The 14,315-nt window shown below is 52.4% G+C and carries 12 protein-coding genes; 8 read left to right on the top strand and 4 right to left on the bottom strand.

The features are described from left to right. The first annotated feature begins 220 nt into the window (after positions 1-220). The 7 genes from ABGI61_RS01435 to ABGI61_RS01405 all read left to right on the top strand — a co-directional run bounded on the left by ABGI61_RS01435 (position 221) and on the right by ABGI61_RS01405 (position 10,457). Positions 221-1,159: an ABC transporter ATP-binding protein gene (locus ABGI61_RS01435; RefSeq protein WP_347595751.1), complete on the top strand. Its 939-nt coding sequence runs from the start codon at positions 221-223 to the stop codon at positions 1,157-1,159. Continuing rightward, positions 1,149-4,034: a Gldg family protein gene (locus ABGI61_RS01430; RefSeq protein ID WP_347595748.1), complete on the top strand. Its 2,886-nt coding sequence runs from the start codon at positions 1,149-1,151 to the stop codon at positions 4,032-4,034. Before ABGI61_RS01435 ends, ABGI61_RS01430 begins: the two co-directional genes overlap by 11 nt. 12 nt (positions 4,035-4,046) lie before the next feature. After that, the gene (locus tag ABGI61_RS01425; protein ID WP_347595746.1) at positions 4,047-4,994 is read left to right on the top strand and encodes a DUF4340 domain-containing protein; all 948 of its coding nucleotides are present in this window, start codon (positions 4,047-4,049) and stop codon (positions 4,992-4,994) included. 127 nt (positions 4,995-5,121) lie between these two features. Further along, entirely contained in the window at positions 5,122-5,748 is a 627-nt protein-coding gene (locus ABGI61_RS01420; protein ID WP_347595744.1) for a YigZ family protein, read from the top strand. Positions 5,749-5,805: 57 nt separating this feature from the next. After that, positions 5,806-7,053, top strand: a complete 1,248-nt coding sequence (locus tag ABGI61_RS01415; protein ID WP_347595741.1) for an MksB family condensin complex protein — start codon at positions 5,806-5,808, stop codon at positions 7,051-7,053. Continuing rightward, positions 7,043-7,633, top strand: a complete 591-nt coding sequence (locus ABGI61_RS01410) for a condensin complex protein MksE (protein WP_134052936.1) — start codon at positions 7,043-7,045, stop codon at positions 7,631-7,633. Before ABGI61_RS01415 ends, ABGI61_RS01410 begins: the two co-directional genes overlap by 11 nt. Continuing rightward, positions 7,626-10,457, top strand: a complete 2,832-nt coding sequence (locus tag ABGI61_RS01405; protein WP_347595738.1) for an Mks condensin complex protein MksF — start codon at positions 7,626-7,628, stop codon at positions 10,455-10,457. Before ABGI61_RS01410 ends, ABGI61_RS01405 begins: the two co-directional genes overlap by 8 nt. Positions 10,458-10,498: 41 nt before the next feature. Here the strand turns inward: ABGI61_RS01405 and ABGI61_RS01400 are convergent, their stop codons facing one another. Then, positions 10,499-11,167, bottom strand: coding sequence for a hypothetical protein (locus ABGI61_RS01400; protein WP_347595735.1), 669 nt, complete (start codon positions 11,165-11,167; stop codon positions 10,499-10,501). 73 nt (positions 11,168-11,240) lie between these two features. Then, positions 11,241-11,792: a histidine phosphatase family protein gene (locus tag ABGI61_RS01395; protein WP_347595732.1), complete on the bottom strand. Its 552-nt coding sequence runs from the start codon at positions 11,790-11,792 to the stop codon at positions 11,241-11,243. Positions 11,793-11,920: 128 nt separating this feature from the next. On the opposite strand from ABGI61_RS01395, the gene ABGI61_RS01390 reads away from it, so the two are divergent. Next, positions 11,921-12,544: a DUF2799 domain-containing protein gene (locus tag ABGI61_RS01390; RefSeq protein WP_347595729.1), complete on the top strand. Its 624-nt coding sequence runs from the start codon at positions 11,921-11,923 to the stop codon at positions 12,542-12,544. Between the two features lie 44 nt (positions 12,545-12,588). On the opposite strand, the gene ABGI61_RS01385 is transcribed toward ABGI61_RS01390, so the two are convergent. Together ABGI61_RS01385 and ABGI61_RS01380 are read right to left on the bottom strand one after the other, a co-directional pair. After that, a complete protein-coding gene (locus ABGI61_RS01385) occupies positions 12,589-13,251 on the bottom strand; it encodes a DUF4097 family beta strand repeat-containing protein (RefSeq protein WP_347595726.1) in 663 nt (220 codons plus the stop codon). A 151-nt stretch (positions 13,252-13,402) separates the two neighbouring features. Further along, positions 13,403-14,260, bottom strand: coding sequence for a PA4780 family RIO1-like protein kinase (locus ABGI61_RS01380; RefSeq protein WP_347595723.1), 858 nt, complete (start codon positions 14,258-14,260; stop codon positions 13,403-13,405). Between the last annotated feature and the right edge of the window lie 55 nt (positions 14,261-14,315).

The raw sequence follows: 14,315 nt of genomic DNA, 5'->3' as shown, positions 1-14,315 counted from the left end.
CGTTTTAACGGAACTTTTTGCACCGCTTGAATTCTTAGCAAGCGGCCTTATATTCATTAGGCTTTGCACTAACACACTGTTTTTACGGGAATGTCCCCGGCAACCAAAGAGGAAGGTAAAAACAATGTTTCAGCGTATCCAGCCCTTCTACGTGGCCATGCCGCCACCTGATTTTTCGCACTTATCTGATTAGAACTCAATATGCTGCGGAGAGTTAAACATGTTACAGGTATCACACTTAACGCGTCGTTACGGCGCTATGCTGGCGGTGAATAACGTCAGCTTTAGTATCAAACCGGGCGAAATTGTCGGCCTGTTGGGCCACAACGGTGCCGGTAAAACCACCATTATGAAGATGCTCACCGGCTATCTGGACGCCGACAGCGGCAGTATCAGCCTGAACGGTGCCGATATGGCGGTAGACCGTGCGGCAATACAGGCGCAAATTGGCTACTTGCCGGAGAGCTTGCCACTGTATCCGGATATGACGGTGGCCGACTATCTCGATTACGCCGCCACCTTAAAAGGCTTAAGCGGTAAAGCAAAAACCGACGCCATCCGTTATGCCATCGCTGCCACCGACATTACCGCTAAACTGCTGGCGCCTATCGCGACCTTGTCACGTGGTTTTAAGCAGCGGGTTGGCGTAGCGCAGGCGATATTAACCCGGCCTAAGTTGCTTATTTTAGATGAGCCGACCAATGGCCTGGATCCAGCGCAAACCGAGGCCATGCGCAATTTAATCCGCGAGCTGGCCAAAGACGCCACGGTGATTTTATCCACTCATATTATGCAAGAGGTAGATGCGCTTTGTACTCAGGTGCTGATGTTACGCGCTGGTGAGCTGGTGCTCGATAGCAGCTTAAGCGCACTGCGCCAGAGCAATAGCGTGCAGCTGCACAGTGACATTAACTTGCCTGCGCTGAAAGATGGCCTGGAAAAAGATTTCAGCACCGTAGAGATCAACCCACTTGCTGAAGGCCAGTATCGCTTAACACTAAGTGATCCGCAGAGCGATCTTAATACCTTGTGCCAGAAAACCGCACAGGCGGTGTTTAACGCTGGCGCCACTTTAACGCAACTGTTTATCGAGCAGCGTGATTTGGAAACGGTGTTTCGTCAGCTTAACAGCAACACGGAGGTGAAAGATGCAGCCTGATAATACCCAACACGCCCGCACCATGCTGTGGCGCATTGCAAAAAAAGAAATCAGTCTGTTTTTTGCCTCACCGGTGAGCTACCTGTTTTTAGGCGGCTTTTTGGCGGTGGTGCTGTTTATGTTTTTCTGGGGCGAAGCGTTTTTTGCCCGCAATATTGCCGATGTGCGGCCACTGTTTAATGCTATGCCGCTGCTGCTGATTTTTCTTGCCAGTAGCTTAACCATGCGCTTGTGGAGCGAAGAGCGCCGAAGCGGCACCCTGGAGCATGTACTAACGCAAAGCACACCGCTATGGCAGTTTGTTTTGGGTAAATTTATCGGTTGCAGCCTGCTGCTGTTACTGGCGCTGCTGCTGACCTTACCACTGCCTTTTACCGTAGCGATGTTAGGTGAGCTGGACTGGGGCCCGGTGTGGGCCGGTTATCTGGCGACCTTGCTGCTGGGTATGTTGTACCTGGCGATAGGCCTGTATGCCTCGGCGCGCAGTGATAACCCGATCGTGGCGCTATTGGTATCGGTATTGCTATGTGGGGTGTTTTATTTAATTGGCAGCAATGTCATCACCAGTTTATTTGGTCAGAATATCAGCCAGTGGTTAAGCCTGTTGTCTACCTCGGGCCGCTTTGAAGCCATCAGTCGCGGTATGCTGGATGCGCGAGACTTATTGTACTTTGTCAGCTTAACGCTGGTGTTTTTAACGTTGAATTGTTGGGCATTGGAGCGCGGTCGTTGGAGTGAACAGCCGGGCGTTGCCGCTAAACGCTGGCAGTGGGTGGCCAGCCTGGTCGTGGTAAATGCGCTGGCACTGAATTTATGGCTGGGGCAGTTATCCATGCTGCGCTATGACAGCACCACCGGCCAGCAATTTACCTTGTCAGAGGCCAGCAAACAGCAGCTGGCGCAATTGCAGGAGCCACTGCTGCTGCGCGGCTATTTCAGCAGCAAAACCCACCCGCTATTAGCACCGCTGGTGCCGCAACTCAGTGATTTACTGCGCGAGTACGAAATTGCCGCTAAAGGCCGCATAAAGCTGGAGCTGGTTGATCCGTTAAGCTCTGCCGAAGCAGAAAAGCAGGCCAACCAGGAGTTTGGCATTGAACCGGTGCCGTTTCAGGTGGCCGACCGTTACCAGTCATCGATTGTCAGCAGTTACTTTAACGTGTTGGTGCAATACGGTAGTGAATATAAAGTCCTGGGTTTTCGCGATTTAATCGAGGTGAAATCAGGCGGTGAGGCCGAGCTTAATGTGCAGCTGCGTAACCCAGAGCTGGATATCACCCGTACCATCCGTGCGGTGATGCAGGGCTATCAGGCTGGCGGTGAGTTATTTGCCGCGGTAAACAAGCCACTTACGTTCACGGCATATTTGTCAGATAGCAGCAAGTTACCTGCGCAATTGCAGCAGTTCGCTACGGATATCAACACTGTGCTGAATAGACTGACGGCTGAAGCGGGCGATAAACTTAAGCGCCAAACACAGAACCCGGATGCCAATGGCGGTGAACTGGCGCAGCAACTGGCCAACGATTACGGCATCAGCCCGCTGGTGACCGGTTTGTTGGATCCGAACCCGTTTTACTTCCATTTGTTGCTCGGCGATGGTGAGCAGCTGGTACAGATTCCGCTGGACGATTTTTCTGCCGAGAGCTTTGAGCGCAATTTTACCGCGGCGGTAAAACGCTTTGCCAGTGGCTATCGTAAAACGGTGGCCTTAGTGGCGCCGGCGGCTAACCCTTATGGCGCTGGTGTTAGCTTTAGTCAGCTGCAACAGTACCTGAGCGAAGAGCTGAACGTGAAAACGGAAGATCTGAGCGACGGCAGTGTTGCCAGCGATGCCGATATCCTGCTGCTGGCAGCACCGGATAAGCTGGATGATAAAGCGCTGTTTGCCGTGGATCAGTTCTTAATGCAGGGCGGCACAGTACTGCTTGCCAGCTCGCCGTACAGTGCTGATTTTAGCGGCCGTAGCCTGAACCTGAAAACAGTGACGTCTGGCCTGACCGACTGGCTGGCGCATCATGGCATCAGCCAGCAAAACACCTTAGTGCTGGATAAACAAAGCGCCGCGCTGCCACTGCCGGTCACGCGCGATCTGGGCGGTTTCCGGGTGCAGGAAGTACGGATGCTGGACTACCCCTACTTTATTGACGTGCGGCAAAACGGCTTAAACGCTGAGCATCCGGCTACGGCCAGCTTGCAGCAGCTGACGCTGAACTGGGCATCGCCGCTGGCTATCGACACTGAGAAAAACAGCAGCCGTAAGGTGACAGAGCTTATTCACAGCTCCAGCGGCGCCTGGTTGTCGGCTAGTACAGAGGTGCTGCCGCCGCTGAACCCATATGGCGAGCTTAACTTTACGCCACAGGGTGAACTGCAGTCTTATCTGCTGGGCGCTGTGGTCGAAGGGGAATTTAGTTCCTACTTTGCTGGTAAAGACTCGCCGCTGCTAGCGGCTGCTAATGAGACAACTGTTGATGAAGCAAACGAAGATGCTGCTGACGAGCCGGCGCTAAATGTCTCCTCAGTGCTAAGCCGCTCGCCGTCTTCTGCGCGGTTAATTGTGCTGAGCTCAAACGACTTTATCAGCGATACCGCGCTACAGCTCAGCGGTGCCGCCAGTGGTGTGCAGGATATCGCCGCACTGCAGCTGATTGCCAATACGCTGGATTGGGCGCTGGATGATGCGGCCTTAACCAGTATCCGCGCCCGCGGCCAGTTTAACCGCACGCTGTTACCCATGGATGAAGGCAGCCAGCAGTTCTGGGAATACCTGAACTACGCAGTAGCGCTGATGCTGCTGGTAGCGCTGATTTTACTGCAACGCAGCCTGCAGAAGCGGCGTCAGCTGGCCTGGCTGAAACAACTGGCAGACTAAACAGGAGGCGATATGACACCTTTAATGCGTAATTTAACTGTGCTGCTTATCGTCCAGTTGCTGCTGGCACTGTGGCTGTTTGGCAGCAGCAACGATGACATCAAAACCCAGCCGTTATTGCCGCAATTGTCGGCAGCCGACAGCCTGCAGTTAAGTGGTGAAGACGGCGAGCTAACACTGACGAAACTGGGCGATAACTGGCAGCTGAGCAACGGCTTGCCAGTTAGCCAGGGCAAGCTGGATGGTCTGCTGCGCGATCTAACCGCGCTGAAAACCGGCTGGCCGGTGGCACAAAGCGCTGAAGCGCACAGCCGTTTTAGTGTGGCTGAGGATAAGTTTGAACAAAAGTTAGTGCTGAAACAGGGCGAAAAAGTGCTACACACGCTGTATCTGGGCGATAGCCCGGCGTTTCGTCAGTTGTATCTGCGCACCGACGGCGATGAGGCTATCTACAAAGCGGCACTAAACCGCTTTGAGCTAAGCGTGGAGCAGAGCGCCTGGCTGGATAAGCAGTTACTGCGCTTGCCGGTGGTCGAACGCATCGCGCAGGGTGATAATAGCCTGAGCCGGCAGGGCGAAAACTGGCAGCTGTCGCTTAACGGCGAAAGCCATAACGCCGACAGCGCTGCAGCCCGTGAGCTGGTGGCGAAGCTCAGTGCCTTGTCAGTGCTTAAACGCGCAGAAAAAGCGCCGCTTAGCAGTGATATTACTGAGCTTAATGTGCGCAGCAGTGCTCGCGATTATCAGTATCAGCTGGTAAAACAGGATGACACTGCGCTTATCCGCCGCAACGATATCGATCATTGGTTTGAGCTTAGCCAAAGCCAGTTTGAGCCGCTTATCAGCGTCGACTGGACGGCACTGGTCAAGAGTGAAACCGACAGTGCTATTGCTGTGAATGATGCAGCTGCTGTGAACGACGCCGGAGCAGAGCAAAACCCGCCGGCCAGTGGCGACTAAAGCGCTAACTTTACTAAAACGCTAACGCCAATAGCGTTAAAGCAAGCACAGGCCGCCAAAGCGGCCTGTGTTATTTTCAGCCGTAATCGGCTAAGCTGCGCCCTTATCTTTGGTAGCCAATCTTTTTATGACGCAATACAGCATTCTCGCAGCAGCGACAGAGCATTTACTGCTGGAGAAAAACAGCGAGTTTCTTACCTTTTTACACCCTGTCGACAACCGGGACGCGGCGATGACCTGGGTGGCGCATTATCGTGCGCGCTACCCTGATGCCAACCATGTTTGCTGGGCCTACATTATTGGCAATACCCGCCAGCCGCAAACGCAAGCCTTTAGCGATGACGGCGAGCCGGGCGGCACCGCCGGCAAACCTATGCTGCATGTACTAACGGAGCGCGAGCTGGGCAACTGTCTGGCAGTGGTGGTGCGTTATTTCGGCGGCGTTAAACTGGGCGCCGGTGGTTTAGTGCGGGCCTATTCTAATGCGGTATCACAAGCAGCAAGCAAAGCCGAATTGCGGATGGTTAGCCCCAGCGTGCAGCTGATTGTCAGTGTCAGCTTTGCCTTTGAAGCGCGTTTACGACAGTTACTACAGCAATACAACGCATCCTTGGACAATGTCAGTTACAGTGACAAAGTAACCTTATCTATCAGTCTGCTACAGGATGCTGAGCAGGCACTGAGCGAGCAGCTTATTAATGCAACAGCCGGTGCTGTGCTGATCCATCAGGCGGACTCGCACTCTGGCGTTTAGCGCCAATCCGTGGATAATAGCCTTTTTAATGCAGCAAGCAGGAACGCTTAACCGCGCATGATATCCCCGCGTAAAATACTTAAATGTCTGGATGAACACTGGCAGGTTATCGAAGCCTTAATTGGCCGCAGCACGCTTGGTAGCTTTAGCTTTCAGGATGTGCAGGCGCTGATTAAGCGCTTTAATCCGACTTACAGCAGTGAGCAAATCTTTAAAGAGGCGCAGCGACTGTTGCAAGCGGAAGTGTTTATTCCGCTGGCGAAATCCAGCCAGCTGGAACTGAACCGGGCCGTGCTGGAATTTGCCGAGTATTTGCTGCAAGAGCATAACCTGGGTATGGCTGAAGATATTCAGAGCCGTATTCATGAACTAAACCGGCTGGCGCGTAAGCTGGAACTGGCCGCCAAAGGCCGTGATGCCAGCGAATTAAAGCGCTTTATCTGGCAGATGGATGAGCGCATCCGCGAAGTGGTAAAACACTTTGCCAAAAACGAAACCGCCATTTTAAACCTGGTCGATAAAGCCAAAGCCGATGAGCGTAATTTATCCTTAGCGCGCCGTTACAGCGCGGTAATGGAAGCCTTTGACGACTATATTGAGCCGATGCTGCAGCTGATTGATATCAACGGCCCGTTTCAGGCTACCATTGCAGGCCTTGAAATGCTGCTGAGCGAGCAAATCAGTGCATTGGAAATCAGTGGCGGCCTAAGCCACGAGAAAGAATTATTACTGCAGCTGCGCACCCGTTTGCTGGACATGAACCAGATTGGCCGTGAAAGCTTAAGTCGCAGCGCCGATGCTTTAATGCCGCTACGCGAAGAGCTGCGTAAAAACACCTTGTTATCACGTAACGCCAGTGCCGTACTGGGCCTAATGCGCAAAAAAGGCATTGATCTGACGCTAAGCCAGCTGCCGGTGGTAATAGCGTCTGACTCGCAGCGCTTCTCGTTAGGCAGTGCTAATCAGCTGACCAGCTATATGGCCGAGCTGGCTGATTATCAGCAAGCCGAATATCAGTTACCGACGCAACAAGACGAGCGTGTGGCGCCGAATTTACAATTGCCGGATTACGACAGTGTGCTTAACAAAGCGCACAGTAGCGGCACTATTAGTAACCTGGCGCGCTGGTTGGATGAAAGCTACCCAAATTTAGCGCTGGATGAGCTGCTGTATCTGTATCAGGCGTTAAGCCGCGAAGATGGTTTAGCGCTTAACCACAACAATCAGGCAGTTGAACTAACGTTACAGCAGCATAAGTTAACCCTTTACCCGTTTTCGCAGGAGGCCAAGGCCGATGCATCTTGATTTACAAGAGCTGACCCAGCTGGCTGAGATCTATAAAAAGCTCAGCGGCGGTTACCATATCAGCGAGCAGGACTTAGCCCTGTGGCAAGAGCTGGACGCGCAGGAGCTAAGTTACAGCGCATTATTCTCCGGCCTGGGCCATACCTTAAAGCGCGACAGCCGTGGCTTTTTCTATTTTGACGTCGATGATGCCAGCGCCAATATGGGTAAAATTTCCCGCCTGTTTGCACTGACTATCTATGCGCTGGTGGAATATTTTGCCGATCAGGGCCGCGATCCGCTACAAGCGCTGTTTGATAGCGAGCTGGACCATGAGGTATTCGCGGCCATCGTGCAAAAGCAGTATCACCTGTTTGAGCAGCTGGATATCTTCAGCGCCACGGATGTGAAACGCGAAGTGGCCAACCGCATGCTGCGTTTGGGCTTAGCCCGAGCCAGTGGTGACAATATCAAGTTGCTTGCGCCGGTACACCGCTACTTAGACGCCTTACTGCAATTGGATGATGGCGCACCGCAAGATTCAAGCGATACGGTGTTATTGGTTGATACCCCGGATACAGAGGAGATGAGCGATGTCTGAGCAGCTGTATGGCCTGACGAAGCTGGCGCTGTTAAACACTGCCGGTTATGCCAAATGCGTGATCCCGCTCGATCATGCCGCCTCGATATGTGCGCCGAACAACACCGGTAAAAGCTCGGTGATTAATGCGCTGCAGTTCCCGCTGATTAACGATTTACGCTTAACTGAGTGGGACGGCCACGACCTGGATGAAACGCGTAAGTTTTACTTTGGCTCGGATCAAAGCTATATCCTGCTGGAAGCGAACTTACCCGATGGCAAAGTGGTAATTGGCGTGGCGGGGCTGGGTAAAATTGCCGGCTACAAATACCAGTATTTTTGTTATCAGGGCGCACTGGATTTAGACCACTTTATCGCTGGCAACAGCATTGTGAAATACAACAAACTCGATCATGTATTGCGCGAAAAAGGCCTGGACCCGATTGAGTTGAAACCGTCCGAGCTTAACGCCATGCTCACCGGTGGCGCCACACCCTACGACAGCCGTATTAATTTACGCATGATCCCGCTGAACAACGTGTCAGATGCACCGGTGTATAAAGACATCTTCCGCCGTATTCTGAACCTGCATAAGCTGACCGCGCAGGATGTTAAACGCTTGCTGCTGCCGGTATTTGCCCGCCACTTAGGTGACCCTAAAGTCGATTTTTATGCCGTTTGGCATGGCGCCTTTGAAAAGGTTAACCGCGACCGGCGCGAGCTAAAAGCACTGGAAAGCCAGCAAGAAGGCGTGACCGCACTGGAGCACATGCTGGATGCGCGCGCGGTGTACAAAGGTAAACTGGCCGCTTTTGCCCCTAAGCTGGATATTGCGTTAAACGACTATCAGCAGCACTTTGACGATCAAACCAGTGAGCTCAGTGTGCAGCTGGAAGATTTACTCAGCGAAAAGCAGCAGTTGGAAGAGCGTCAGCGCTTATTTGTCGGCCAGATTAAAGACTTAGGTAACCGCCAGCTCGAGCTTAGCCAATGGTTTAACCAATATGATGCGCTGCATAGCCGCTTTGAACTCGCTAGCAACGAGCAGCTGGCGACTAACCTTGGCAATATTCGTAGTGACTACGAGCGCTTAAGCCACAGTTTACAAGGTGCCAGTAATGTAAATCTGGCCACCTTACAGCACCAGCTAAGCCAAACGCAGAAGCAGCATAAAAGCGCCAAACTGCAGCTGAAAAACCTCGAGTACAATTTGTATTCACGGCTGCGTGAAGATTTAAGCCTGCCAGAAGTACAGCACATTACTAAGCTGCTAAACCCGGATCTATTATCCCTGTCTACCGCTAAAGGTGGTGAGGTTGAGATCACCGACGACAGTGCCTTTAGCAACCTGCTGGAGCAACTGGCCGATTGCATCAAAGGCGGCAAAGCGCATTTACCGGGTGCCGTTATCGATTTAGTGCCGCTACACAGTGCGCCGGATATGACCAGCGCCGAAGATAAACTGCAAATTAAGCAGCAAATCGACGCCTTAGAGCAAAGCCTGCACACGCTGACCCAGCAAATTGAGGTAGCGGCCGACTTAGCCGGCAAAACCCGCGAAAAAGAGCGGCTGTATCAGGATATGTTGCAGGCCGAGCAGGACGTGAAAGATTTCAGCCGCTATCAGCAAATGCAGCAGCTGCTGGATGATCAGCAGCAGTTACAGGCCGCCCTGGAAGAGGAAGAGGCCAGCGTACAAGGCCAGCTGGATGAGGTGCAGCATAAGCTGGCCAGTCAGTCTGACCGGCGCAATTTGCTCAACAATAAGCTCGAGCAGTTAAAGCGGCAAAAAGAGCGCATCGATCAGGAAAAACGCGAGCGCCGCGACCACGAGCTGGAATTCTACAGCGGCCGTGTTACGCCTTATATGATTGATATCGTGCTGGATTTCGATAATTTAGCCGACAGTATCCGCAGTTTTAACAAAGACTGTCAGGAACTGCGTTTAACCGAGATGAATATCGCCAACACTTATCAGTTTATCTATAACGCCGGTATCACCAAGTTTGAAACCGAAAGCGACACTGAGCTGAAATACCAGAAACTGATAGAAGCCTTCCATCATCTGGATAAAGAGCGTGAGGCTATTGAGCGCCGGGCCCGGGTGGCATTAACCGAAGTGGCCTCTACCTTAAAAGGCCTGCGTAACGACTTAAACCGGCTGCACCGCGAGCTGAACAGCTTTAACCGCGGCATCTGGCGGCAGCAAATCTCCAACTTAAAAGACTTTAAGATAGAGATTGTCGATCGCAAGCTGCTGGTGGGCCATATCGACACCATTTTAAGCACCTCTGAAGCCTACGAGCAGGGCGATACCTTTGACTTGCTGGCGGGTAATACCATGGCCGAGCGCGATATTAACGCTGCCCGCGATTACTTAGTTCAAGCGGCCAGCGAGAAAGGCGGCCTAACGCTGTCAGATTTATTCGATATCCGCTTTAAAGTGGTTAACCGCGCTGGTGAAGAAGAATACTTCGATAAGATAGATTCGGCCGGCTCTAACGGTACCCGTATTACCATTAAGCTGCTGTGCGGTATGTTGTTTATCCGCCAGTTACTGGCCGAGCGTGAGCGCGGTAAATACCGCATCCCGATTTATATCGACGAAGCAGCCGATATCGACCCGCATAACCAGCAGGCGATAATCGAAACTGCATTGAGCTTTGGCTTCGTGCCAATTTTCGCCTCGGTGAAACCGCAAACCAGTTGTCGCTACATCGTGCCTATCCGCACCGTGGCTGGTGGCGCGCAAAACTGGGTCGATGAAAAAGACTGGATTATCTGCCAGCCGCTGCAGCAAGAACTGCAGCCGGACTCCGCAGAAACCGAAGCTGAACCAGCCTAAAAGAACGCCGCGAAAGCGGCGTTTTCTTTATATGTGATGTATCAGGTTTTTGTGGCGCGCAGTAGGCTAATACCTAGCCAGATAAACCAGATTAACTGGGTAATGCCAAAGGCATCTTTCAGATAAGGCAGGGTATGCATAACGGTGAGTATACCTAGTGCACCCACCACCAGCCCCAGTACGTTTAATGCTTTGGCAAAGCGTTGCTGTTGCAGCCCTGCAATGCTCAGCAGCAATACCCAAAGCCCGCCAACTAATTCAATGCCTCCGCCTAAGGCTTCGGTTAGCAAATTGCGGGTGTTATACAGTGCCAATACTTGCTGCGGATCGCTCTCCATCAAGCGAAATACCATTTGCAGGCCAATTAACGCTACCATGCCGGATACCATCATCAGTACCAGCCAGACATGACCAAAGCGCTCGGCTAGTTTGAACAGCGCAGACGGGCTGTTGGCAAAAACCTGTTGCAAAGCCTGCAACACTATCGCCAGCAGCACACCAAACAACAGATAGCCAATACCATAGCCGCTGGCGACCAGCAGATGGTGCTGCTGCAAATACTGAATTTTTCCAGCAGTGTCCAGCCCTGCCGGCATCGACAACATGCCAAAGAAAACAACTGCCATGGCAACATAGCAAAGTGCCATGGCAATAGCGGCAAGACCCCCGGAGCGTAAAAGTGTTGTGTTGCTTGGTATTGGGTGTGTCATCAGTGGCATCTACGGTATGAAAAATTGGCTATAGCATAGCCTTAAGAGCAGCTGCCGGGTATGTCGATTTGTATCAGGGTGTGTTTATCCGCGCCAGTACCCTAGCCGGTTGTGTTAGCGGCAGAGCGAGTATGGCGGCTTCGCCAGAGCGTGGGAAGATGCCGGTTAAGGCGGTAAAGTTAACCTGATGGGTAACCAGCACCGTTGGTTGTGCGGTCTGGGCAGTGGAGAATCGTTGCAGCAGCGCTTGGGTTTGTTTATCGCCATCACCACGGCCGGCAAAAAAGGAGTTAAGCAGCGGCAACGGTGTGGGTGGCGTTAAACCCATCAGTCGGCCGGTGTCGAGACAGCGGCACCACTGGCTGCTATAAAGCGTGATGTCGCCGCTGTGCTGCTGCCGTAGTAGTTCGCCCCAGCGCTTTGCTTGCTGCCGGCCTTCGCTGCTAAGGTTGCGCTGGGTATTGCAATCCTCCAGCACAAAACCCGCCGGATCGCCGGTGCCAGGTGCCAGGGTGTGGCGCATCATCAGTATGGCTTTACCCTCACGCCACAGCGCCCAGACGCTGTCGTCGGCCTCTGGCGCAGATAGCGGTAGTATTAACAGCAATAACAGTAAAAAGCGCATGGTTATGTCGCCGTTTTAAACCTAATGATATTACGCGCTATTGCACTTACTGGTTTTGTCGTTTTACTTGCCTTGGCCTGCAGTTTGCGGCAAGTTAGCCGCAAAGTAACTTAAGGTATGATTGAGCTATGGTAGAAAAATGGGTTGTGGCGGGGATGCTAGCGCTGATGCTAAGTGGCTGTGCGGGTATGGATAAATCGCAGTGTTTAACCGCTGATTGGCGCACAGTTGGCTTTGAAGACGGCAGCGCAGGTAAGCCTGAAACGGCGATTGGCAGCTACCGGCAGGATTGTGCTGAGCATGGTGTTGCGCCCGATTTAAGCCGTTATCGGCAGGGGCATCGCGAAGGTTCTGAGCGGTTTTGCACCCAGGCAAATGGCTTTATTCAGGGTAAGCGAGGCGCGAGCTATCAGCAGAGTTGTGCCGCTGATTTAGAGGCAGGCTTTTTAACCGGTTACCGTGATGGCAAAAGTCTGTTCGAGCTGCAAAGCACGCTGAATAATGCCCGCTCGGCGCTGGATAAACAGCAGCGGGCGTTAAAGCAGATAGAAAAAGATATCAGCGTAAAAACCGAGCTGCTGGTTGAAGATGGTTTGTTAAAAGACGAGCGGGTAAGCATTTTGGCCGAAATTGAGACGCTCAAAGCTGAGTTAGTAGAAACGGCCGATGCCTTGCCGGCCTTGGCGCGTGAGGTTAGCCGGGCCGAGCGGGCGTATCAGAAAGCAGAGCAGCGCTTTGCCAATTATCCTTAAGCTGAGGGCGATGACACCTTCGGTGTTATCGCCGCTGCGGCGGCCTAGCGGCCGTCGTTAATGTCGTAAACAACCTTGGCTTGCATTGCCGGGTTGTCCAGCTGTAGCTCCACTTCCTGCTGTAGCAAAATCCGGCCTTCTACCACGGCATCCGCAGCGATGTGTAATCGGGGTTTGCTAGTGTTGCTCCAGCCAAAAAACGATTTTTTCTTGCCACGCGGTTTATACACCAGATCGCCTTTAACGACAGAACTGCCGGTTAGGCTAATATCGCCGTTCACCGTGCTGATATTCTGGGCGACTTCGCTGTTATCAAGCGTTATGTCGCCATTAACGGTATCGATACTGCCCCCAATAGAGGCAGCCGTTCCCGGCCGGATTGCGCCGTTTACCGTTTCCAAGTTGCCGGCCACCTGCAAGTTGCTGCCGCTTTCGATGCTGCCATTAACGGTAGAAGCACTGTTTAACCTTACGTTGTCGCGCAGTTCAATACTGCCATTTACTACAGACACATCGTTTGCACTGCTATCGCTGGCCATTTGCAAACTGCCGTTCACCAGCGAAATGTCACCGTAATGCTGCTGGCTGCCAACGACGGCAGAGCCCATGACTTTGTCGATATTAATGTTGTCAGCATAAACCTGGGCGACAAAACAGCTCGCTGCAATTGCTAAGCTTAAACCCGCTGCCAGTTGAGATACTTTCATGGTGTTATCCTTGTTATGTTTACTTTTCCTGACTTTGCAAAGGTCTTGCCAAGTTTAACTTTTTGAAATATATGAATTTATATCTAATGATGGGCAGTAGAAGGTGTTGTTTTTACTAAATTATAGTGAAAAGGACCAAGAGGAAGTGGTGTTATTGTTCGTCATCAGCGTCGCGCAGCCGCGCTTTACGCTCTTCTGCCTCGGCAAAGGCGGCTTTTATTTGCTCTAGTACTGCATCGACATCGGTTTCGCTGGTGTCGGCAATAAACTCTCCGCTCAGCTCTACGTCAGGGTGTAACTCACCGGCTTCATACAGCGCCCAAATTTCTTCAGCGTACTGGGTGGTGCGTAGTTCCGGGGCGTATTGGCTGTAGTAGTCGCGCATATTGTTTACATCGCGACAAAACATCCATTTCGCGTTGTTATTAGCGGCGGCGTCTACTGCTTGAGGCAGGTCAATCACTACCGGGCCGTGATCGTCCACTAGCACATTAAACTCAGATAAGTCGCCGTGCACTAAACCTTCGCACAACATAATGACAATGTAGCGCAGCATGGTGGCATGGTCGGCCAGGGCTAAATCGGCATCCATCGCCACATCGGCCAGCCGCGGAGCTACCATACCTTCGTCGTCGCAGATCAGTTCCATCAGCAAGACGCCATCATAGCAACCGTAGGGCTGCGGCACACGCACGCCGGCCTTGGCCAGTTTAAACAGCGCATCTACTTCGGCGTTTTGCCAGCTTTCTTCCTGCTGGGCGCGGCCAAATTTTGAGCCTTTCTCCATTGCGCGGGCGCGGCGCGTACTACGGACTTTACGGCCTTCCTGATACAGCACGGCCTGTTTAAAACTGCGCTTATCGGCTTCTTTATATACTTTGGCGCAGCGGATATCGTCGCCGCAACGGACGATATAGACGGAAGCTTCTTTGCCGCTCATCAACGGGCGTATCACTTCATCCACCAAGCCTTCATCGACCAGTGGCTGAATACGTTTCGGTATTTTCATTGCGCCCTTATACCTTGTTTAGCCCGCTATAGAAATAGCTACACCGGGTAATGCC

The sequence above is a fragment of the Rheinheimera fenheensis genome (assembly GCF_039871805.1).
In the GTDB taxonomy this organism is placed as follows: domain Bacteria; phylum Pseudomonadota; class Gammaproteobacteria; order Enterobacterales; family Alteromonadaceae; genus Alishewanella; species Alishewanella fenheensis.
Note: the sequence above shows the minus strand (reverse complement) of the source record. Positions and strands in the feature narration are given on the sequence as shown.

Bases quoted from the DNA above. Each gene is read 5' to 3' on its own strand.
- ABGI61_RS01435 (WP_347595751.1), top strand. From the start codon at position 221: ATGTTACAGGTATCACACTTAACGCGTCGTTACGGCGCTATGCTGGCG.
- ABGI61_RS01430 (WP_347595748.1), top strand. From the start codon at position 1,149: ATGCAGCCTGATAATACCCAACACGCCCGCACCATGCTGTGGCGCATT.
- ABGI61_RS01425 (WP_347595746.1), top strand. From the start codon at position 4,047: ATGACACCTTTAATGCGTAATTTAACTGTGCTGCTTATCGTCCAGTTG.
- ABGI61_RS01420 (WP_347595744.1), top strand. From the start codon at position 5,122: ATGACGCAATACAGCATTCTCGCAGCAGCGACAGAGCATTTACTGCTG.
- ABGI61_RS01415 (WP_347595741.1), top strand. From the start codon at position 5,806: ATGATATCCCCGCGTAAAATACTTAAATGTCTGGATGAACACTGGCAG.
- ABGI61_RS01410 (WP_134052936.1), top strand. From the start codon at position 7,043: ATGCATCTTGATTTACAAGAGCTGACCCAGCTGGCTGAGATCTATAAA.
- ABGI61_RS01405 (WP_347595738.1), top strand. From the start codon at position 7,626: ATGTCTGAGCAGCTGTATGGCCTGACGAAGCTGGCGCTGTTAAACACT.
- ABGI61_RS01400 (WP_347595735.1), bottom strand. From the start codon at position 11,167: ATGACACACCCAATACCAAGCAACACAACACTTTTACGCTCCGGGGGT.
- ABGI61_RS01395 (WP_347595732.1), bottom strand. From the start codon at position 11,792: ATGCGCTTTTTACTGTTATTGCTGTTAATACTACCGCTATCTGCGCCA.
- ABGI61_RS01390 (WP_347595729.1), top strand. From the start codon at position 11,921: ATGGTAGAAAAATGGGTTGTGGCGGGGATGCTAGCGCTGATGCTAAGT.
- ABGI61_RS01385 (WP_347595726.1), bottom strand. From the start codon at position 13,251: ATGAAAGTATCTCAACTGGCAGCGGGTTTAAGCTTAGCAATTGCAGCG.
- ABGI61_RS01380 (WP_347595723.1), bottom strand. From the start codon at position 14,260: ATGAAAATACCGAAACGTATTCAGCCACTGGTCGATGAAGGCTTGGTG.